The 20,395-nt window shown below is 66.7% G+C and carries 17 protein-coding genes; 9 read left to right on the top strand and 8 right to left on the bottom strand.

The annotated features are described in order from the left end of the window. Positions 1–34: 34 nt before the first annotated feature. The 5 genes from QZZ33_RS08345 to QZZ33_RS08365 form a co-directional block, all read right to left on the bottom strand. The gene (locus QZZ33_RS08345) at positions 35–1,393 is read right to left on the bottom strand and encodes an ABC transporter substrate-binding protein (RefSeq protein WP_291379343.1); all 1,359 of its coding nucleotides are present in this window, start codon (positions 1,391–1,393) and stop codon (positions 35–37) included. Positions 1,394–1,663: 270 nt separating this feature from the next. Continuing rightward, on the bottom strand, positions 1,664–2,701 hold the full coding sequence (locus QZZ33_RS08350; RefSeq protein WP_291379345.1) for a glycoside hydrolase family 6 protein: 1,038 nt from the start codon (positions 2,699–2,701) through the stop codon (positions 1,664–1,666). A 9-nt stretch (positions 2,702–2,710) separates the two neighbouring features. Then, on the bottom strand, positions 2,711–3,145 hold the full coding sequence (locus tag QZZ33_RS08355) for a sterol carrier family protein (protein WP_291379346.1): 435 nt from the start codon (positions 3,143–3,145) through the stop codon (positions 2,711–2,713). 84 nt (positions 3,146–3,229) lie between these two features. After that, positions 3,230–5,551, bottom strand: a complete 2,322-nt coding sequence (purL, locus tag QZZ33_RS08360; RefSeq protein WP_291379348.1) for a phosphoribosylformylglycinamidine synthase subunit PurL — start codon at positions 5,549–5,551, stop codon at positions 3,230–3,232. An 87-nt stretch (positions 5,552–5,638) separates the two neighbouring features. Continuing rightward, complete coding sequence (locus tag QZZ33_RS08365) at positions 5,639–6,070, bottom strand: hypothetical protein (protein WP_291379350.1); 432 nt, start codon at positions 6,068–6,070, stop codon at positions 5,639–5,641. Positions 6,071–6,292: 222 nt separating this feature from the next. Between QZZ33_RS08365 and QZZ33_RS08370 the strand changes: the two genes are divergently transcribed. The 8 genes from QZZ33_RS08370 (at position 6,293) to QZZ33_RS08405 (ending at position 16,394) form a co-directional block, all read left to right on the top strand. Further along, positions 6,293–7,576 carry a serpin family protein gene (locus QZZ33_RS08370; RefSeq protein ID WP_291379352.1) on the top strand — a complete coding sequence of 428 codons (1,284 nt, stop codon included), beginning with the start codon at positions 6,293–6,295 and terminating at the stop codon, positions 7,574–7,576. Between the two features lie 106 nt (positions 7,577–7,682). Continuing rightward, a complete protein-coding gene (locus tag QZZ33_RS08375; RefSeq protein WP_291379353.1) occupies positions 7,683–8,105 on the top strand; it encodes a rhodanese-like domain-containing protein in 423 nt (140 codons plus the stop codon). A gap of 240 nt (positions 8,106–8,345) precedes the next feature. Continuing rightward, positions 8,346–9,374, top strand: coding sequence for a LacI family DNA-binding transcriptional regulator (locus tag QZZ33_RS08380; RefSeq protein ID WP_291379355.1), 1,029 nt, complete (start codon positions 8,346–8,348; stop codon positions 9,372–9,374). 111 nt (positions 9,375–9,485) lie between these two features. Next, a complete protein-coding gene (locus tag QZZ33_RS08385) occupies positions 9,486–10,811 on the top strand; it encodes an extracellular solute-binding protein (protein WP_291379357.1) in 1,326 nt (441 codons plus the stop codon). Positions 10,812–10,881: 70 nt separating this feature from the next. Continuing rightward, positions 10,882–11,850: a sugar ABC transporter permease gene (locus QZZ33_RS08390; protein ID WP_291379358.1), complete on the top strand. Its 969-nt coding sequence runs from the start codon at positions 10,882–10,884 to the stop codon at positions 11,848–11,850. A 5-nt stretch (positions 11,851–11,855) separates the two neighbouring features. Further along, positions 11,856–12,755 carry a carbohydrate ABC transporter permease gene (locus tag QZZ33_RS08395; protein WP_291379360.1) on the top strand — a complete coding sequence of 300 codons (900 nt, stop codon included), beginning with the start codon at positions 11,856–11,858 and terminating at the stop codon, positions 12,753–12,755. Positions 12,756–12,758: 3 nt separating this feature from the next. Next, positions 12,759–15,029 (top strand): alpha-xylosidase, encoded by a 2,271-nt coding sequence (yicI, locus tag QZZ33_RS08400; protein ID WP_291379361.1) that lies wholly within the window; start codon positions 12,759–12,761, stop codon positions 15,027–15,029. Between the two features lie 120 nt (positions 15,030–15,149). Beyond that, positions 15,150–16,394, top strand: a complete 1,245-nt coding sequence (locus QZZ33_RS08405) for an O-succinylhomoserine sulfhydrylase (RefSeq protein WP_291379362.1) — start codon at positions 15,150–15,152, stop codon at positions 16,392–16,394. Positions 16,395–16,405: 11 nt separating this feature from the next. Here QZZ33_RS08405 and QZZ33_RS08410 read toward each other — a convergent pair whose 3' ends face one another. The 3 genes from QZZ33_RS08410 to QZZ33_RS08420 form a co-directional block, all read right to left on the bottom strand. Continuing rightward, positions 16,406–18,715, bottom strand: a complete 2,310-nt coding sequence (locus QZZ33_RS08410; protein ID WP_291379364.1) for a heavy metal translocating P-type ATPase — start codon at positions 18,713–18,715, stop codon at positions 16,406–16,408. Positions 18,716–18,761: 46 nt separating this feature from the next. Beyond that, positions 18,762–18,998, bottom strand: a complete 237-nt coding sequence (locus QZZ33_RS08415; RefSeq protein ID WP_291379366.1) for a heavy metal-associated domain-containing protein — start codon at positions 18,996–18,998, stop codon at positions 18,762–18,764. 122 nt (positions 18,999–19,120) lie between these two features. Beyond that, positions 19,121–19,579 (bottom strand): heavy metal-responsive transcriptional regulator, encoded by a 459-nt coding sequence (locus QZZ33_RS08420; RefSeq protein ID WP_291379368.1) that lies wholly within the window; start codon positions 19,577–19,579, stop codon positions 19,121–19,123. 113 nt (positions 19,580–19,692) lie between these two features. On the opposite strand from QZZ33_RS08420, the gene QZZ33_RS08425 reads away from it, so the two are divergent. Beyond that, positions 19,693–20,394, top strand: a complete 702-nt coding sequence (locus QZZ33_RS08425) for an amino acid racemase (protein WP_291379370.1) — start codon at positions 19,693–19,695, stop codon at positions 20,392–20,394. Position 20,395: the final 1 nt, after the last annotated feature.

Consider the following 20,395-nt stretch of genomic DNA (forward strand, 5'->3'; position numbering starts at 1 on the left):
CGAGGCCCAGCCAACTTGAGGGCTTACCTAGACCTTACGGCCAAGCGTTCTCGATGTCCGACAGAACGGTGTCAAGGGGGGTTCCCGTGACGTAGTCGTTCATGCTGGTCCAGAATGCCGAGGCACCCACCTCAGCAGGCATGAGGTCCGAAGCGTCAAAGCGGAACACGGTGTCTTCGCCCTGCAGGATCTCAATGGATGCCTGACCAACTGGGCTGGAGGCGTTGGCGGGGTCGAGGCCCTTGTTGGCCGAGATCACGCCACCGAGCGAGACACGCTCGTTTGCCCAGGTGTCCGAGGCCAGGAACGTCTGCAGTGCAACGGTCTCCGGCTTGTCGTTGAAGGCGGCCACGAACTCGCCACCACCGGTGACGGCATCGCCGTCAGACTCGTTGATCTTGGGCGTCAGGAATGCCCAGACGTCACCTTCGGGGTCCACGTTGGTGCCCTCCGGCCACTGTGCCTCGTAGAACGAAGCCTGGTGGTGGAGCGAGCAGCTGTTCTCGAGGATCTGCAGGCCCGCCTCTTGGAAGGACGTGTCAACGATCGACGCCGAGTCACCCAGGCCACCGTTGACGTAGTCGGGGTTCAGTGCGATCGCACCGAAAGCCTCGAACGCTTCCGTGATCTCGGGCGAGGTGAAGTCGAGGTCGCCGGCAACCCACTGGTCGTAGGCCTCCGGGCCCTGCTGACGCAGGACGATGTCCTCAATCCAGTCGGTGCCGGCCCAGCCAGTTGCAGTGCCGGACTCGAAGCCGATGCACCATGGCGCGTAGTTTGCGCCTTCGCCACCGTTGGCAGCCATGTCGGCCGTCAGATCCATCATGCCGTCCCACGTGGTGGGAACTTCGTAGCCCTTGTCGGCGAACTCGGAAGGTGAGTACCAGACCCAGCCCTTGACGGATGCCATGAGTGGAGCCGCGTAGAACGTGGTACCGACGGTGCCGTAGTTCTTCCAGTCAGCGGACCAGAACTCGTCGACGTTTGCCTCGACCGACTCGGGGGCGGCAACGACGGCGCCGGTGCCTACCACGCGCTGGAGAAGACCAGGCTGCGGGATGATCGCGAGGTCGGGCGGGTTACCACCGTCGACACGAATGTTGATCTCGGTCTCGAACTCGTCCGAGCCGTTGTATGTGACGTCGATGCCGGTGCACTCTGCGAACTTCGCGACCGACTCGGACAGCTGCTCTGCCTCGACACCTGAGATGGTGCCGTAGAGCTCCACTGCCTCTCCATCGAACGTTCCGTAGGTCGCGTAGTCCTCGCAACCTGCGGCCACATTGCTGTCGTCGCTCGTTGTCGTCGTGTCCGTGGGGTCAGGGTCGTCCGAGGACGTACACCCTGCCAGCAGAAGACCCGAGACAGCGACGGTAGCGAGCTGAACCTTCATGATTCGCTTCATTAGCGTTGCTTTCCTCTCCGTTGAGTCGTGTTGATGCTCCCCCAGGCAGGAATGAGGAGTTCTTTCCTCCACCTACCTGGTAGGTAGCCGCGACGGCCATGGAAATCTGACCACCGCTCGCGACCTTTTCCACCATAGGCAGGCCATTGGGCCCAAGCAATCGCAGAGGACGTCCGTGGGGTCTCAAGTGTGCATCGATAACGTTTTCGTTATCACTTTGCAACCGTTATCACTGGCCGACCACAGCCCCCGAAAGAACTAGCTTGATCCTCCGGCGAGTTCAAGCGCGATCTCTTCCCACCACGCTCCTGCCGCTGGTCCGCCATTGCACGTGCCGTCCGATTCGCCCGGCACCTTTGTCCAGATTGTCGCCACGAAGGCGCCCTCACGGTCGATGATCTGAGGGGGCTGGCCAATGGCCATTCCACGCGGATTGCACCATGCTCCGTCGGCCGGAGCGCCGTTGCCGTTGCGTGATGTGTCCGTGATGAACTGCAGGCCAGTGAGGCCGAACAACTGCTCGCCCCACGCGCGCTCGTTCGCGGTCGCGTTGTAGTTCGACGTGTTGGTCGCGACGCCCGCCAGGTTCTCGGTGCCCACCGCTGCGAGCCGTTCGGCGATCGTCTCCGGCGTGTGCCAGTTCGAGTGCCCCACATCGGCGAAAACGCTTCCGCCGGCGTCGTCCAGGATGCGTGCGGCCTCCGCGAGCAAGCCCACGCGATCCCCTTGCCCTTCGCAATCGCCCAGCTGCGCCAAGGCGTCCGGCTCCAACACAAACCACGCGACGGACCCCGGCGCGACCCCGTCCGCTACTTGCTGCACCCACGCCAGGTAGGCGTCAACGGGTGCCCCGCCAGCACTGTGCAGGCCGCAGTCTCGGCCGGGCACGTTGTAGACCACGAACAGCGCGATCTGGCTCGCCGCTGAAGCCTGCTCGGTGATCGAGCGCACTGTCGTTGTCACATCGGGTGACCACTCTCCCAGCCAGATGCCAACGGGCTGGTCGGCGATCCTCTGAATGAGGTCGGCGTCCGCGGCGCGACCGGCGTCGCGGAGCCTGAGCACCGCCTCATCGGCGCTCGATCCCGCGTCAAAGAACTCGTCCAGCCCGCCGGTGAGCGACGCTGCGGCATCGGCGGGGTGCGTTGGCTCGGTCGGCGTGGCGGAGGCGGGCACCTCTGTGGAGGCCTCGAGCATGGTGGGCGCTGTGGGCGCGGAGTCCTCGCCAGCGTCGGCCGTGCATCCGGCTGCGAGGAGCAGCGCGGTGAGAATCGCGGCGGTCACGGTGCGGCTCATGCGGCGCGACTACTCCGGGCCGATCAACGGCAGCAGCGCTGACAGGTCGGCTCGCTCACCCGATGCCTGCACCCGGCCTGACGTGAGCGCATCCGACCAGCCCAACTCCCCAGCGCTGAGTGCGATCCACGTCTCGGCATCCGTCTCGATCACGGCGGGTGGCGTCCCGCGCCGATGCGACGTCCCCTCGATGCACTGCACCGCGCCGAAGGGCGGCACCCGCACCTCGACGCTGCGGCCGGGCGCACGCTCGCCGAGCTCCTGCAGCAGGAACCGCACCGCGGTAGCCACAGTCGACCGTTCCAGACCATAAGGCCACTGCGAGCCTTGCGGCGAGTCCCCACGCGCGGCATCCGTCGCCCCCGCCAGTGCCGTGCGAAGAGCCGCCACCGCCTGATTCACGGCGCTCCAGCCCACAGAAGGGACGATGCGTCGTTGAGCCATGCCCTCCAGTGTGCCGCAGGCTTCCTCACGGCGCGTGGCGACCCTGCCTCGCCCACCCCTGGCGGCGCCGACGCAGTGGCACGGTTATGCGAAGTGCGCCGGAATGGTCGACTCCGACTCGGCACGCAACACGTCAAGGCTCCACTCAAAATGGTCCTGGACCTCCAGCGTCGGCTCCTCGATGGTGACGCCGATGCGCGCGAAGGGCACTCCTCTCGCATCAAGCATCGCGGTCCAACGAGGCTCCTCGGTGCGCGGCACCGCGACCAATGCACGGCCCTGGGTTTCGCTCAGCCACGCCACCCCGGGGTCAATGCCGTCACGCGTGCAGATCTCGTCGAGCACCACGCGGGCCCCCACTCCGTAGCGCAGGCACCCCAGGACCACAGCAGCGGCGAGGCCGCCTTCGTTCACCTCTCGGGCTGCGTCCACGAGGCCGTCGCGCGAGGCGGCGATCATGACCTCGGCCAACACCTTCTCGACATCCATGTCCACCGCGGGCGGCAGTCCGTTGAGTGGCCACATGCGGCTCGCGTAGACGGATCCCGCAAAGTCGTAGCCGGTGGTGCCCAGTAGATACAGGGACTGGCCCACTTCACGCCAGCCCGATGGCGTGGCGCGGCGCACGTCGTCAAGGATCCCCAGCATGCCGATGATTGCGGTGGGGTTGATGGACGAGTCGACGCGGCCCGGTTGGCCGGTGCCGTTGTACAGCGACACGTTTCCGCCGGTGACGGGCACTCCTAACTCGAGGCAGGCATCGGCGACGCCGCGCACGGCCTCCGCGAACTGCCACATCGCGTCGGGATCCTCCGGTGAGCCGAAGTTGAGGCCGTCGGTCACGGCGACCGGCTCGGCTCCAGCGATGGCCACGGCGCGGTACGCCGCCGCGACGGACTGGCGCGCACCCTGGTATGGGTCCAGCTTGGTGTACCGATCGTTGGAGCGGGTCGCAATGGCGATGCCGCGGCCGGTGCCTTCGTCCACACGCACCACGCCCACGGTGTCGGGGCGCGCCTGCGCGGTGTTGCCCTGGACGTAGCGGTCGTACTGGTCGGTGACCCAAGACTTGCTGGCCAGCGCGGGAGACACCATGAGGTTCAGGGTCTCTTCGCCGATCGGGTTGCCGTCGTTGGGGTAGGGGTAATCGACACGCCTCTGCAGCTCGTCCATCCATGCGGGCCGCGCATACGGGCGCTCGTAGACGGGGCCGTCGTGAGCGACAGTGCGCGGGTCGACATCGACGATGCGTTGACCGTGGTGGTCGATCGTGAGGCGGCCGGAGTCGTTGACCTCGCCCACCACGGAGGACTCGATCTCCCACTTGCCGGTGATCGCCATGAACGCGTCGAGCTTCTCGGGGGTGACCACGGCCATCATGCGCTCTTGGGATTCCGACATGAGGATCTCGCCGGCGTTGAGCGATGGGTCGCGCAGCAGGACGTCGTCTAGCCACACGTGCATGCCGCCGGAGCCGTTCGACGCGAGCTCGGAGGTCGCGCAAGAAATGCCAGCGGCGCCCAGGTCCTGAATGCCCTGCACCACGTCGGCCGCGAACAACTCGAGGCAGCACTCGATGAGCACCTTCTCCATGAACGGGTCGCCCACCTGGACTGACGGCCGCTTCGCGGGGACGCCTCCTTCGAAGGTCTCGGAGGCGAGGATCGAGGCCCCGCCGATGCCATCGCCGCCCGTGCGCGCGCCAAACAGGACGACCTTGTTGCCCACGCCCTCCGCGCTGGCGAGGTGGATGTCCTCGTGCTTCATGACGCCCACGCACAGCGCATTGACCAGCGGGTTGCCCTGGAACGACGCATCGAACGAGCAGCCGCCGCCGATGTTGGGCAGGCCGAGCGAGTTGCCGTAGCCACCCACGCCAGCGACCACGCCGTGGACGACGCGTTCGGTGTCGGGGTGGTCGATGTCGCCAAAGCGCAGCTCGTCCATGACGGCCACTGGCCGCGCGCCCATCGCGAGGATGTCGCGGACGATGCCGCCCACTCCGGTCGCTGCACCCTGGTACGGCTCCACGTAGGACGGGTGGTTGTGCGACTCGACCTTGAACGTCACGGCCCAGTTGTCGCCGATGTCCACCACGCCGGCGTTCTCGCCGATGCCCACCATGAGGTGTTTCTTCATCTCGTCCGTGGTCTTCGACCCGAACTGACGCAGGTGCACCTTGGAGGACTTGTACGAGCAGTGCTCCGACCACATGACGGAGTACATCGCCAGCTCCGCGGCGGTGGGGCGGCGGCCCAGGAGGTCCACGATGCGCTGGTACTCGTCTGGCTTGAGGCCCAGGGCGGCGTACGGCATGGCCTGGTCCGCGGTGGCCTGTGCGTGCTCGACGGTGTCGAGGTGTGTGTCGGGTGCGGCTGCGGGGCTGGCGGCTGGCGCGTCGGTCATGCGGGTCCCTACTGGTTTCGGGGGTCGGCGGCTGGGGTTCAGCCTACCGGCGCACGCGTCGCACCGCGGTCTCGTGACGAAGCCGAGCTACGCCGCCGCGAGATAGTCGGCCAAGGCGTCTTGCGCCTCGCTCAACAGGTCTTCCCAGCGAAGGCCTGGTGCCCTCACGTGAAGGAGCTCGTTGCCCTCCCACTTGTACGCTTCGACCCCGAAGACGCGTCCCACCACCAGGCCCAGGTGACTCACCCGGTGCGAGCCGAGCAGCAACTCGGCGGAAGGCGAGACGAGTAGCACGTGCGTGTAGCCCTCCGCGCGGGATGTCCCGCAGTCCACAATGACGGCGCGCGGCCCGACCGGCTCGCGCGGGGCGCGCGCGAGCGCCTCGCCAGGGGAACGGTCGGGGAGTTCTTCTGCGTCGTCGGCGGCCTCTGGCGCGTAGTGAGAGGCGCCGTCACGCAAGCGGTGCGTGATCGTCTGCAAGGCTGCAGTGTCGATGGTGCCTTCCCGCCGTGTGCTCATGCCCGTACCCCTTATCGCCCGAATCGTCCTCTTCCTATTGAGACCCAGGGGCGTAGCGCTTGTCCAGTCGATGTCGCCAAGTCCACACCGTCTCTACCTTGTATGAGAGCGGCGATGGGCTCGATGGTTTCGGACTCTGCAGCGCTCACAGAACCGGCGCCGACCGCCGGAGACCCAACGAGACGGGGCATCCCAAGCGTCGTAGTGTCGGAAGGGATCCCTATGACCACTCGCATTCGCACGGCCATGGCCCTCGTGGCCGCGTCCGCACTCACGCTCGCCGCGTGCGCCTCGCCCGGCACATCGGAAACCAGCTCGCCCGATCCCGACGTGGAACGCCCCGCACCGGACTCCCCTCACGCCCAGGACCTGGCCCGCGCACTGAACGACGCCGGCTTCGCAGTCTTCAGGGCGGCAGCCGAGGAGGGCGAGAACACCGCCGTGTCTCCGCTCAGCATCGGCACCGCGTTTGGGATGCTCAATGCGGGCGCGACCGAGCCGGTCGTAGGCGCACTAGAAGAGGCCTTCTCGTGGCCCGTAGAGGGCCAGGATCTCCTCAGCGCGTTCAACGCGCTCGACCAGCGCGCGTCGTCGGAGCCCGACGACTACCCCGCGCCCGGTGAGGACGAACCCGACCACGCCGCCGTCCGTATTGCGAACCGCATGTTCCTGGACGGCGGCTTCGAGCCCAAGCAGGAGTATCGGGACCAGCTGGCGACGTACTTTGGCGCGGGCGCCCAGGTCACGCCCATGAGCACCAAGCCCGACGAGGCGGCCGACGCGATCAACGGCTGGGTGGACAAGCGCACCGAGGGCCTCATCCCGAAGCTCGTGACACCGGAGATCTTCGACGATCAGTCGCGGCTCGCGCTCGTCAACGCCCTGTATATGAAGGCGGAGTGGGCCGACCAGTTCGAGGAGTCTGCGACCTCCGACGAACCGTTCACGTTGGCCGACGGCTCCACTGTCGACGTGCCGATGATGCACAGCGGTGTGCGCTACGGCACGGTCTACGAGGGCGAGGACTTCGTGTCGGTGGTGCTGCCCTATGCCTATGACGAGCTGGAGATGGTGGTGGTGGTCCCCGAGGACGGTGCGTTCGAGGACGTGCGCGCGGGGCTGGGCCAGGACACGCTGGACCAGATCGACTCCGCGCCCACCGGCACGGGCTACACGCTCGCGATGCCTCGCTTCACCGCCGAGTCCAGCACGGACCTACGCGCTGTCATGGAGGGCGAGCTGGGCATCGCGGACCTGTTTGGCGTGGTCGGCCTGGACGGCATCGCGCCCGACATGTACGTGAGCGCCGCGGTGCACGCCACCAAGGTGATCGTGGACGAGGCGGGCACCGAGGCCGCCGCGGCGACCGCCATTGTGGCGGGCACCACCAGCATGCCCGCGCCGCCCGAGGTGGAGATCCGTGCCGATCAGCCGTTCCTATACGTGATTCGCGACACCGACACGGGCGCGGTGCTGTTCGTGGGCCAGGTGCTCGACCCCCGCTAGCCGCTCGCCGCACGGCCCGCCCCCACGTCGTTGCTCCGGCGCCTTCCTAGCCGCGACGGGCCCTCCTCCCTAGACTGTGTTCGACACTCAATGCGGAGGAGGGCTCATGGCCGAGTACGAGGGCGACATCTCACCCGAGCAGGCCTGGGAGATGCTGCTGGACAATCCAGCGGCGGTGCTCGTGGATGTGCGTACCGAGGCCGAGTGGCGGTTCGTGGGCGTTCCCGATACCTCTGAGACGGGCCGCGAGCCCGTCTTTGTTGAGTGGATCAACTACCCAGACGGCGCGCGTAATGAGCGCTTCCTTGACCAACTCGCCGACGCGGGGATCGGGCCAGGGACGGGCGCGCCTGTGCTCTTTCTGTGTCGTTCCGGCCATCGCAGCATTGGCGCGGCAACCGTCGCCACGGCCGCCGGGTTGGGGCCCGCGTACAACATCTTGGACGGCTTCGAGGGCGGCGCCGACGTAGAAGGTCACCGGGGAGTCCAGGGCTGGAAGGCCTCCGGGCTTCCGTGGCGTCAGGGCTAGTTGGCGCGCTGGCACACCAGGCGTGAGGCGGCGGATAGCCACGTAGCAGGGCGTTTCACCAAGCGCCCCCAGAGCACGCGCCGCGGCCGTGAAAAGCCAGTTTGATAACGATTCGGCAACCGTGTTGCTTTCACGCGGCGCGACGTTCTAGTCTCGACCCAAGCCGAATCGAAGCGCTTCGACGGGCACCGCCTCACCGGGTGCCTGACATGCGCCACACAATGACGATGGGGTCAGGTTATGGCAACGATCGACGACGTCGCCCGCCAAGCGGGCGTGGCGATCTCGACGGTGTCCTATGCCCTGTCGGGCAAGCGCAAGGTCAGCGCGGACACCCGCGCCAGGATCGAGGCGGCGTGCGTGGCACTCGACTATGCGCCCCGTGCCTCCGCCCGCGCCCTCGCCGCAAATCGCTCCGAAGTCATCGCCGTCACGGCTCCCTTGCACCCCGACACCGACCCCTCCGCTCACATGGCCTTCGCCATGGAGGTCACCATCGCGGCGCGCGACCACGACTACGACACCCTGCTGCTCGTCCACGACGATGCCCAACAGGGAATGCGTCGCTCGGCCGCCACTGCACTCGCCGACGGCATCATCGTGCTGGACGTGGCAGCGCACGACGAGCGCGCGGCCTTGGCTCGCAAGCTCAGTTGCCCCGTCGTCTTCATCGGCGTGCCGGAGGACACGGAAGGGCTGGTGTGTGTCGACCTCGACTTCGAGGCCGCCATCCGGCAATCCATCGACGCACTCGTCGAGGCCGGTCACCGCAGCGTCGGCCTCATCAGCCAACACCCAGAGACGCTCGAGCGCGAGTCCAACTACCCCCTGCGAGTGGTCCACGAGTTTGAACGTTATGCCCAGTCTTGCGGGATCGACTTCGCGGTCACGTACCCAGAGACGGACGACGCCGCGCCTGCGCTCGACGATTTGCTCGCTCGGTTGCCCGGCATGACGGGCGTGGTGCTGAACACGGCCAACCCGGTGGCTCAGTCGCTGGCGGCGGCCCTTGGCGCCCGCGGGCTGACGGTCCCCCGAGACGTCTCCGTCATCGCCGCCGGCATGACGCCCATCATGGCGCGCACGCCGCTGCCCTTTGACACTCTGCCCCTGGATCCACGGCTCACGTGCCCCGTTGCTGTCGACATTCTGGTCGACCTCCTCGAGGGGAAGGCTCCCGCTCGGGGCGTCACCCTTGTCACCCCGATCTATCAATCCCAAGGCTCGGTCGCACCTGCGCCCGTTGCTTCACCCCTGCAGGCCAGATGATGTCTCTCCCACAGCATCGTCGTGGAATCGTCGGCGTTATCGAAGCGCTTCGATTGCTTAGGTCTGCACCCCCCACCGGCCCCAGGGCCACTACAAGGAGGTAGGAATCCCATGAAGTACAGGAATCGCACTTTGGCGGCGCTCGTCGCCGTCGGTGCACTCTCACTCGCGGCGTGCTCGTCTGGCGACGCTGACGAGACCACGGCACCCACCGGAGGCGACGGCGAAGCCGACTTCTCCGGCGAGACCCTCAAGGTCTTGCACTACGAGGGCGACGACTCCGCGATGGGCATCGCCTGGAACCGGGCCATCGAGATCTTCGAAGAGCAGACCGGCGCCACCGTCGACCTGCAGGTCACCGCATTCGAGGACCTCAACGCCTCGGCGGAGCAGCTCTTCGACTCCTCAGACGCGCCCGACGTGTCCGAGTACAACAAGGGCAACGGCACCGCCGGTCAGCTCGCCGCCATTGGCGTCATCCAGAACCTGGACGATGCCTACGAGAAGTACGGCTGGGCCGACAAGCTCGGCGCGGGCATCGACACCATCGCCAAGTACAACGAAGACGGAGTCATGGGTTCGGGTAGCTTCTACGGCGTCCCCAACTACGGCGAGTTCGTCTTCATGTACTACAACGTGGAGATGTTCGAGGAGTACGGCGTCGAGGTTCCGACCTCGGAGGCCGAGCTCGAGGCAGCCATGCAGACCTTCGTCGACGCCGGCATCACGCCGCTGACGACGTCGGCTCAGGAGTACCCCATGGGACAGCTGTGGTACCAGCTCGCGCTGAGCCAGGCCGACCGTAGCTTCGTCGACGCCTACCAGCTCTACACGGAGGAAGTGAACTGGCAGGGTGAGGAGATCTCCTACGCGACCGAAACGCTCGACGAGTGGGTCAGCAAGGGATACATCAGCTCGGACGTCTCCGGCATGACGGCGGAAGACGCCGGCCTGCAGTACATCAACGGAGAGGTCCCGATGTTCTATTCGGGTTCCTGGTGGTACGGACGCATGCTGTCGGACGTCACCGACTTCACGGTGGGCATCACCAACTGGCCAGGCACCACCCTCACCCCCGGTTCAGGCGGCAACATCTGGGTTGTCCCCGTCGAGTCCGAGCAGCCAGAGCTGGCGGAGATCTTCATCGACATCACGATGAGCCCCGAGGTGCAGGCGCTGATGGGCGAGTCCGGCGGCCTGCCGGTTGCGGCCAACACGGCCGACGTTCAGGACGCCGATGCTCAGGCTCTGATCGAGCTGTTCAATGAGGTCAACGACCGCGATGGTCTGTCGTTCTACCCCGACTGGCCGACGCCTAGCTTCTACGGCGACCTCAACGGCGTGATGCAGGGTCTCGTGAACGGCACCTTCTCCCCGGAGCAGGCGCAGTCTGAGCTCGAGAACTACTACGAGAGCTACGTCTCGACGGTTCGATAGTCACACCATCCCTTCAGGTGCGGGGGTCCGGGTCTCACCGACCCGGGCCCCCGCCGGAGACGGACCCCTCATGCCATCTTTGACTCGCACCCCTCGCAAGCAGGTGCACGCCCATGACGCCCCCCGCATTCCCCAGCGCGGCGGAGGCAGGCTCGGCTACTGGCTGTACTTCATCCCTGGCGCCATCCTCGTGGGCGTGGTGATCTTCTATCCGATCATCCGTAACCTGCGCCTCAGCTTCTTCCACTGGCGCGGAGGCCGCGCAGAAGAGGAGTTTGCTGGCTTCGACAACTGGATCGCACTCTTCCAGGACTCGGAGTACCTGCAGTCGTTCCAGAACATCTTCTTGGTGATTGTGGCCATGGTGATCGTGCCGACGCTGCTGGGGCTGGTGGTCGCGGCCGCGCTCTTCGACGTGGTCGGCAGGCGCTTCGGAGGCAAGCTCTCCAGCTTCCTTCGCGCCACCTTCTATTTGCCGCAGATCCTCCCGATCGCGGTCGCCGGCGTGATGTTCAGCTGGATCTTGAAGCCCAACAGTGACGGCGTTCTCAACCAATTCCTCAGCTTCCTCACCGGGAACGAGGTCGCGGTCAACTGGCTGGGAGGCCAGTACAGCACCGCGATCACGTCCACGATGGTGCTGATGATCTGGATTCAGATCGGCTACCCCGTGGTGATCTTCATGGCGGCGCTGCAGCGCGTAGAGCCCGAACTGTATGAGGCCTCCGAGCTCGACGGCGCCAACTGGTTCCAACGCTTCCGCGCGATCACCCTGCCGATGATTCGGCCAGAGGTGTTTGTGGTTGCCCTCACCACCACCATCGCGGCGCTCAAGGTCTTCGCCCCCGTATTCATCCTGACCATGGGCGGCCCGTCGAAATCCACCTACGTGCCGTCGTTCTACGCCTACCAAGAGTTCATCAGGGGCACCGACAAGGGTTACGCGGCTGCCATCGCGTCGTCCATCACGATCGTGGTGCTCATCGTGTCCGTGATCTTCATCAAGGCGCAGCACCGCGCCGAACGAAAGGATGCGTGAGTGTCATGACGACCGCACCCGCCACCCGCCTGAGTCCGCCAGGCAGCAAGCACCGCCCAGCGGGAACCAAGCACAAGAAGCGCGGCCGCACCCCCAGTGAGTGGATCGTTCTGGTGCTCATCGCCCTCGGCGCGCTCATCGTCGTGTTCCCGATGCTGCTGCTGCTCATCAACGCTTTCAAGTCGCCAGTCGACTACGCGAACTCCAACCCGCTCGAACTGCCTGAGGCGCTCAGCTTCGACGGCATCAAGGCGTTCTGGAGCGGCAACAACTTCCCACGCGCGCTGTGGAACTCCGTGTTCATCTCCGGCATGGTGGCCATCCTCGCCGTCGTCTTGTCCGTGCTGAACGCCTTTGCCATCGGCATCGGCCGCGTGAAGGGTCGCACCTGGCTCATCCTGGTGTTCCTCATGGCCAACCTGGTTCCGCAGGAAATGCTGTTCGACCCGCTCTTCAAGCTGTACGACGACCTGGGGCTGCTGTCGAACCCATGGTCGGTGATCATCACGTTCACCGTCATCCAGTCGGCCTTCGGGACGTACCTGCTCTCGAGCCTGCTGGGCACGTTCCCCAAGGAGATCCTCGAGGCAGCCGCTGTAGACGGCGCCTCGCGCTTCCGGTCGTTGCGCTCGATCATCGTGCCCATCCTGAAGCCAACACTGTCTGTACTCATGGTGTTCTTCTTCATCTGGACCTGGAACGAATTCCTGCTGCCGTTGGCGTTCCTCAACACTGACGACTCCCTCACGGTGCCGCTCGTGCTCGAGCAACTCAACGGCGAGCGTCAGACGGATACCACCACGCTGGTCGCAGGAACTCTCATCAGCATCATTCCCACCATCATCTTCTTCCTCATCTTCCAGCGAACGCTGACCAGGGGAATTACCGCAGGAGCAGTGAAGTAAGCCATGAAGTTCACCGACGGATTTTGGCAGTTGCGACCTGGAGTCACGGCCGCCTACGCGCAAGAGGCGTACGACGTCACGGCCGATGGCGACAGCATCGTCGTCACGGCGCCAGCCAAGCGCATCCAGACGCGCGGCAACGTGCTCAACTTGCCCGTGCTCACCACCACGCTCACTCCCGTCGCCGACGGCGTGATCAAGGTGCGCATCGAACACCACACGGGCGTGAAGGCGCCGCGGCGCTTCGAGGTCAACGAGCAGCGCGCGGCCGGCTCCCTCGCCATCACCGATGAGGAGGGCGTGGTCACCGCCGGAGGTCTGCGCGCCGTCATCAAGCGCGGCGCCCCGTGGGACCTGTCTTTCTGGCACGGCGACACCCGCCTCACGGGTTCCGGCCACAAGGCCCAGGGCTACGTGACGCTGGCGGATGGCGCGCCCGTCGCCACCGACCCCGCCGGCGTGGCCGGGGTGACCACCACCGGTCTGGCCCCGGCCCGCACGTACGTGCACGAGCAACTCGACCTCGGCGTCGGCGAGCTCATTTACGGCCTGGGCGAACGCTTTGGCCCGCTCGTGAAGAATGGCCAGACGGTCGAGTCGTGGAACGCCGACGGCGGCACCAGTTCGGAGCAGGCGTACAAGTCGATCCCGTTCTACCTCTCAAGCGACGGCTATGGCGTGTTCGTGAACCAGCCCGAGCACGTGTCTTTCGAGGTCGGCTCCGAATCAGTGGAGCGCGTCCAGTTCTCCACGGCCGGCGAGGCACTCGAGTACTTCGTGATCGACGGCCCGACCCCCAAGGACGTGATTGACCGCTACACGGCCCTCACCGGCAGGCCTGCAGAGGTGCCCGCATGGAGCTACGGCCTGTGGCTGTCCACCTCATTCACCACCGACTACGACGAGGGCACCGTCAACTCCTTCGTCGACGAGATGCGGGACCGGGGCATCCCCTTGAGCGTCTTCCACTTTGACTGCTTCTGGATGCGCGAGTTCAACTGGACCGACCTCGAATGGGACGCCCGGGTGTTCCCCGACCCCAAGGGCATGCTGCACCGCCTCCACACGGAACGGGACCTGCACATCTCCGCATGGATCAACCCGTACATCGCCCAGCGTTCGGCCCTGTTCGCCGAGGGCAAGCAGAAGGGCTACCTGGTCAAGCGCGCAGACGGCTCCGTGTTCCAGTGGGACTGGTGGGTGGCCGGCATGGGGCTCGTGGACTTCACCAACCCCGACGCTGTGCGCTGGTTCCAAGACAAGCTCAGGGCACTTCTCAGCCAAGGCGTCGACGCGCTCAAGACTGACTTTGGCGAGCGCATCCCCACGGACGTGGTGTGGCACGACGGCACCGACCCGATGGTGATGCACAACCTCTACGCACAGCTCTACAACAAGGCGGTCTTCGAGTTGCTCGTCGAAGAACGCGGCGAGCGCGACGCGGTCGTCTTCGCCCGCTCCTCCACTGCGGGTGGCCAACAGTTCCCCGTCCACTGGGGCGGCGACAACACGTCGTCGTTCCCCTCGATGGCGGAAACATTGCGCGGCGGCCTGTCCCTCGCGTCGTCCGGCTTCGGCTACTGGAGCCACGACATCGGCGGCTTCGAAGGAACGCCTGACCCCGCCGTCTTCAAGCGTTGGGCGGCGTTCGGGCTCCTGTCGTCTCACTCTCGCCTCCACGGCTCCGACAGTTACAGGGTGCCGTGGGCCTTCGACGAGGAGGCTGTGGCGATCACCGCGAAGTTCACGCAGTTCAAGAACACCCTGATGCCGTACTTGTACGCGGCAAGCGCCGACGCTGCGGCCAAGGGCGTCTCCGTTGCCAGGCCGATGTTCTTCGAGTTCCCAGATGACCCGTCCGTCGCGTACCTCGACCGCCAGTACATGCTGGGGGGCGAGCTGCTGGTCGCTCCAGTCATGTCCGCGTCGGGCGAGGTGCAGTTCTACCTCCCTCACGGCACGTGGACCAACATCTGGACAGGGGAGACTGTGCCAGGCGGCAACTGGCTCACCGAGACTCACGGCTTCGAGACGCTCCCCGTGTACGTACGCGAGGGAGCCGCCATCGGCATCGGTGCCCACGCCGACCGCCCCGACTACGACTACCTCGACGGCCTGACCGTGCGCCTCTACGGCGCGGACAAAGAGCTGGACCTGACTATGCCGGTGGTCCAGCCCGACGGCACGGCGCATGTGATCCGGATTTCCGGAACTCCCGATGCGCCAGTGACCAGCGAAGCGGGAGTCACCGTTCAGGTGGTGTCCCGCCGCTAGCCGACGCCGGGCCCTGGTGGATTCCCCCCTTCCCCCTGGGGCCCGGTGGGCGGTCGCGCGAAGCCGCACGCTCGGCCGCACCGCAACCCGAACCCGAGGCGTCGCCGCTACCCTGTGGGCATGACAGACGACGCGTCCTCCGCCGTGCCCCCGACCCCCTCCGCCGGTTTGCGCCCCGACACTCTCGCCGTCCGCGGCGGCGTGCACCGCACGCCGTTCGACGAGATGTCCGAGCCGATCTTCATGACCCAGGGCTACGTCTACCCCACCGCCGCGAACGCCGAGGCCGCTTTCGCGGGCGAGATCGATCGCTACCAGTACAGCCGCTACGGCAACCCGACGGTGACGACGTTCCAGGAGCGGCTGGCGCTCATCGAGGGCGCCGACGCGTGCTTTGCCACGTCTACGGGCATGGCCGCGGTGTTCGTCTCCCTTGCGTCGATCCTTCGCCAAGGCTCGCGCCTCGTGGCGGCGCGCGCGCTGTTCGGCTCCTCGATCACGGTGTTCAACGACTACTTCACCGAGTGGGGAATCCAGGTCGACTACGTGGACGGCCACGTGAACGCCGATTGGGAGCGGGCGCTCGCCACCCCGGCAGACGCGATCTACGTCGAGTCCCCCACCAACCCGATGCAGGACGTCATCGACATCCCCTTTGTGGCCGCGCTCGCCAAGAAGGCTGGCGCGCTGTTCGTGGTGGACAACGTGTTTGCCACGCCGATCGGCCAGAAGCCGCTCGAGTTGGGCGCCGACGCGGTGGTGTATTCGGCGACCAAGCACATCGACGGGCAGGGCCGGGTTCTTGGCGGCGCTGTCTTGGGCACCGACGAGTACATCAACGGACCCGTGCGGACCATGGTGCGGACGATGGGCGCCACCATGAGCCCCTTCACGGCCTGGGTGCTCGCCAAGTCCCTCGAAACCCTGTCAATCCGCGTCAAGGCACAGGCCGCGTCGGCGATGGACCTGGCGGCCTGGTTGGACTCCCATCCCAAGGTTGCGACGGCCCGCTATCCGCTGCTGCCGTCCCACCCGCAGTACGAGCGGGCAGCATCGCAAATGACGCTGGGCGGCACTCTCGTCACGATCGACATCGCGTTGCCTGACGGCGTCGACCCGCACGGACCTGAGGCGAAGGCCGCTGCGTTCCGGTTCATGGATGCGCTGCAGGTGATCGACATCTCCAACAACCTGGGCGACGCCAAGTCGATCGCCACGCATCCGGCCACCACGACGCACCGCAAGCTGGGCGCCGATGGCCGTGCCGCCGTCGGCATGTGTGACGCGACCGTGCGACTCAGCATCGGCCTCGAAGACGTCGAGGACTTGCGAGAGGACCTCGAGCGCGCGCTCGCCGCCGTCTGAAGGAGTGCCGTCTAGACGCGTGCGTCGAAGCGGCGCAGGCGCAGCGAGTTACCCACCACGAACAGGCTCGACGTGCCCATGGCGCCCGCGGCGATCATGGGGTTGAGAATCCCCGCAGCCGCAAGTGGAATGGCCAACACGTTGTAGGCGAACGCCCAGAACAGGTTGCCGCGAATCGTGCCGAGCGTCTTGCGGGCCAGACGGATAGCGCTGGCCACGCCGCGCAGGTCGCCGTTGACGAGCGTGAGGTCCGAAGCCTCGCGCGCCACGTCGGCGCCCGTGCCGATCGCGATGCCCACGTCCGCCTGGGCGAGTGCCGGAGAATCATTGACGCCGTCGCCCACCATGACCACGCGTCGTCCGCCCTTCTGCAGGCCCACCACCACGTCGGACTTGTCAGCAGGGAGCACCTCCGCGATGACGCGGTCGATGCCGACCTCCTCGCCCACGGCGCGGGCGGAGCGCTCGTTGTCGCCCGTGAGCAGTACCACTTCTAGGCCGAGAGCCTTGAGACCGTCGATCGCTTCGCGGGACGACGCCTTGACCGTGTCGCGCACCGCAATGGCGCCTTCCGCAGTAATCGGCTCCCGTGTGGGAAGAGCGTCGTCCGCCCCGCCAAGAAGGCCCCCAGCGAGAGGCGCGGCCCGGCCGACGAACACGACGGTGGCGCCGGACTCCTCCTGCGCATCGGCCCACGCGGCCACGGTCGCTGGCAACACATCGAAGAGGCGACGGGAGCCGACGGTGACATCCGTCATCGCGCCCTCGTCGGCGTCGTCGGCTGGAAGTTCGAGGCCACGCACCGTGGCCGTGACGCCGCGCCCTGGCGAGGACCTGAAGCCCTTGATGAGCAGCGTGCGCTCGTGAGCGTCGGCGATGGCCTTGGCGATCGGGTGCTCCGAACGCGCCTCAACGGAGGCGGCGGCGTCGAACAGTCGGGCGGCCTGATCGGCATCGAGGCCGGGCGCGTGCTCCGCCAACAGGGCCATGCGGCCCTCGGTCACGGTGCCCGTCTTGTCGAGCACCACCGTGTGCAGCTCGCGGGTGTCCTCGAGCACTTGCGGTCCGCGGATCAGGATGCCCAGCTGGGCGCCGCGGCCCACTCCCACCATGATGGCGAGTGGCGTGGCGAGGCCGAGCGCGCACGGGCAGGAGATGATCAGCACGGCCACGGCGGCGGTGAAGGCCCTGTCAACGTCACCCGTCGCGAGCAGCCAGCCCACCAGCGTCGCCATGGACAGGCCCATCACGATGGGCACGAATACGGCGGCAATCCGGTCGACAAGTCTCTGGATGTGGGCCTTTCCGGACTGCGCCTCGTCCACCATGCGCGCGATCTGTGCCAGCATCGTCTCCGCGCCCACGCGAGTGGCCTCGACGGTGAGAGAGCCGTCGGCCGCGACGGTGCCGCCCACCACCTCTGTGCCCGGCCGCGCGGCCACGGGGGCCGATTCTCCCGTCACGAGCGACGCGTCCACGGCGGCCTCACCCTCGACCACCACGCCGTCGGTCGCGATGGTCTCGCCAGGACGCACCACAAAGCGCATGCCGATGCCAAGGTCGTCTCGCGCGATGACGGTGCCGTCTTCCAGCGTGGCCGTGGCGCTTTGGCGCGCGCTCAGGGCGCGAATCGCGTCGCCAGCGTGGGCGGTGGAACGCACCTCGAGCCACTTGCCCAACACGATGAGGGAGACGATCACCGCGGCCGTCTCGAAGTACACGTGGCCTGTGCCGCGCAACAGCACCACCATGGACCACGTCCACGCGGCGATGGAGCCGACGGTGACGAGCGTGTCCATGGTGGTGGCGCGGTGGCGTGCGGACATGAGCGTGGAGCGGTGGAACTGCCAGCCGCTGTAGAAGACCACGGGGGTGGCGAGCACCGCCACCAGCCATTCCCAGCCTGCAAATTGCCACGCGGGAATCATCGAGATCAGCACGGTGGGCACCGAAAGAACCGCACCCACGATGAAGCGTCGTCGATAGTCGGCGATGCGCGCCGCATCGGCGCTGCGGTGGGCGGCGTGCTCGTCGGCAAGCGACATGGACTCCGCGTCCGCGCCCGCGGCGTCGCCCTTGGCCGGGGTGAGCACCTGGTAGCCGAGCCCCGTGATGGCGGCCCTCATCATGTCCTCGAGCTCTTCAGGATCGATCCCGCCTGCCGCGTTGACCGTGGCGCGGCGCGTGGCGACATTGACGTCGGCGACCTCGACGCCGGGGAGCAGGGCGAGGCTGTGCTGAATGGTGGAGGCGCATCCCGCGCACGTCATGCCCCCCACAGCCAGATTGATGGTCTGCGGTTGCGAGTCGGTTGCGGTCATGGTTGCTCCAGGGGAAAGGCGTCAGGGGTTGACGGAAGGGGTGGAGTCAGGCCACGACGCGGTAGCCGGCGTCGTGCACGGCCCCGTCGATCGCAAATTCGAGTGAGCCCCGGTCCACGGATCCGTCGGGATGGACGGTGACCCGTCCGCTTGCCACGTCGATGTCGGCGTCTACGACGCCATCGGTGGCGGACAGTGCCGAACGAACCTTGCTGGCGCAGCCTTCGCATGTCATTCCCTCGACGGTGACGTCGATGCTGGGGATCTCGTGGGCAGTGGTCATGACGAAGCGTTCCTCTCTGCGTGCCGGCGATGTGAACCGGGGCGTGAGACCCACGCTAAACCTTCCCCTGGACTGGAAGGTCAAGTCCGTCGTCTGACGGGCCCCCGTGGGTACCCCGAGACTCAGGCGAGCGGGAGAAGTCGCTGGTGCGGGGCGGGCCTGGGCCGCGAGCCCGCCTGGGCCGCAGAGGCGCCGATGACCTGGCAGCGGCCAGGGTCGTTGCAGTGAGCGGGATCCATGGCGGCGGCTCGTTCGGCCATCGCGCGAAGCTCGTTGCGGGTGGCCAGCAAGCGGTCGATTTGTGCATCGACGTCCGCCAGGTGGCGCGCCAAGAGCTCGCGGGTGTGGCCGCACGTGGACTCTCCTGCGGCCTTCATGCCGATGATTTCGCCCGCCTCTGCGAGCGTGAGTCCGGCGGCCTGGGCGTCGCGAATGAACCGCAGGCGCTCCACGGCGTCGTCTTGGTAGTCGCGGTACCCGTTGGTGTGCCGCTCGGGCTCGCTCATGAGCCCGATCTGCTCGTAGTGCCGGATGGTCTTGGTGGTGAGGCCCGTCTGCTGGGCCAATTCGCCGATGCGCATCGTCCCAGTCTACGTCAACGTTCCAGCGCGCTGGAACCCTTGCCGAGCGGTTTCGGCGGACACGGTGCCACCCTCGCCCCGCAGGCACCTGCACCCCGGCCTAGCCTGGTGCCATGCGCACCTCACCCCGCAAGATCGGCCTGCTCGGCGGCATCACATGGCATTCCACCCTTGAGTACGAGCGTCTCATTCACGAGGGCGTCGCCGATGCCCTCCCTGGTCAGACGGCCGATCTCACGATCCGCCACTACAACTTCGGCGAGATCGCGGATCTCCAGGCGGCGGGCGACTGGGACGGGTTGGGCCGCCGATTCGCCGCGGACGCGCAATGGCTCGTCTCAGGTGGGGCGGAGGCCGTGCTCATTTGCGCCAACACCATGCACGTTGTCGCACCCGCGGTCGAGGACGCGGTAAGTGTGCCCGTGATTCACATGGTCGACGAGACGGCGAAGGCCATCCGCGCGTCTGGCCTCGACACCGTCGCCCTGCTGGGGACAGGCTTCACCATGCGCATGCCGTTCTACCGAGATCGCATGGCGCAACACGGCATCACCACGATGGTGCCGGACGAGCCCGACTTGCAGGCGATCCACGACCTCGTCTACACCGAGCTTGCGCGCGGCATCGTCAGCCAGGAGGGCCGCAATCTGGCACGCCGCGTCACCACCGACATCCTCGCGCGCGGAGCCCAAGGCGTCATTGCAGGCTGCACCGAGATCCCGATGGTCATGACGGCAGACGACGTCGACGTGCCCTACTTCGACGCCCTCGCGGTGCACGCCCAAGCAGCCGTCGAGTTCGCGCTGGCGGAGTAAG

This window comes from Demequina sp. (assembly GCF_016278775.1).
GTDB lineage: Bacteria > Actinomycetota > Actinomycetes > Actinomycetales > Demequinaceae > Demequina.

Bases quoted from the DNA above. Each gene is read 5' to 3' on its own strand.
- QZZ33_RS08345 (WP_291379343.1), bottom strand. From the start codon at position 1,393: ATGAAGGTTCAGCTCGCTACCGTCGCTGTCTCGGGTCTTCTGCTGGCA.
- QZZ33_RS08350 (WP_291379345.1), bottom strand. From the start codon at position 2,701: ATGAGCCGCACCGTGACCGCCGCGATTCTCACCGCGCTGCTCCTCGCA.
- QZZ33_RS08355 (WP_291379346.1), bottom strand. From the start codon at position 3,145: ATGGCTCAACGACGCATCGTCCCTTCTGTGGGCTGGAGCGCCGTGAAT.
- purL (WP_291379348.1), bottom strand. From the start codon at position 5,551: ATGACCGACGCGCCAGCCGCCAGCCCCGCAGCCGCACCCGACACACAC.
- QZZ33_RS08365 (WP_291379350.1), bottom strand. From the start codon at position 6,070: ATGAGCACACGGCGGGAAGGCACCATCGACACTGCAGCCTTGCAGACG.
- QZZ33_RS08370 (WP_291379352.1), top strand. From the start codon at position 6,293: ATGACCACTCGCATTCGCACGGCCATGGCCCTCGTGGCCGCGTCCGCA.
- QZZ33_RS08375 (WP_291379353.1), top strand. From the start codon at position 7,683: ATGGCCGAGTACGAGGGCGACATCTCACCCGAGCAGGCCTGGGAGATG.
- QZZ33_RS08380 (WP_291379355.1), top strand. From the start codon at position 8,346: ATGGCAACGATCGACGACGTCGCCCGCCAAGCGGGCGTGGCGATCTCG.
- QZZ33_RS08385 (WP_291379357.1), top strand. From the start codon at position 9,486: ATGAAGTACAGGAATCGCACTTTGGCGGCGCTCGTCGCCGTCGGTGCA.
- QZZ33_RS08390 (WP_291379358.1), top strand. From the start codon at position 10,882: ATGCCATCTTTGACTCGCACCCCTCGCAAGCAGGTGCACGCCCATGAC.
- QZZ33_RS08395 (WP_291379360.1), top strand. From the start codon at position 11,856: ATGACGACCGCACCCGCCACCCGCCTGAGTCCGCCAGGCAGCAAGCAC.
- yicI (WP_291379361.1), top strand. From the start codon at position 12,759: ATGAAGTTCACCGACGGATTTTGGCAGTTGCGACCTGGAGTCACGGCC.
- QZZ33_RS08405 (WP_291379362.1), top strand. From the start codon at position 15,150: ATGACAGACGACGCGTCCTCCGCCGTGCCCCCGACCCCCTCCGCCGGT.
- QZZ33_RS08410 (WP_291379364.1), bottom strand. From the start codon at position 18,715: ATGACCGCAACCGACTCGCAACCGCAGACCATCAATCTGGCTGTGGGG.
- QZZ33_RS08415 (WP_291379366.1), bottom strand. From the start codon at position 18,998: ATGACCACTGCCCACGAGATCCCCAGCATCGACGTCACCGTCGAGGGA.
- QZZ33_RS08420 (WP_291379368.1), bottom strand. From the start codon at position 19,579: ATGCGCATCGGCGAATTGGCCCAGCAGACGGGCCTCACCACCAAGACC.
- QZZ33_RS08425 (WP_291379370.1), top strand. From the start codon at position 19,693: ATGCGCACCTCACCCCGCAAGATCGGCCTGCTCGGCGGCATCACATGG.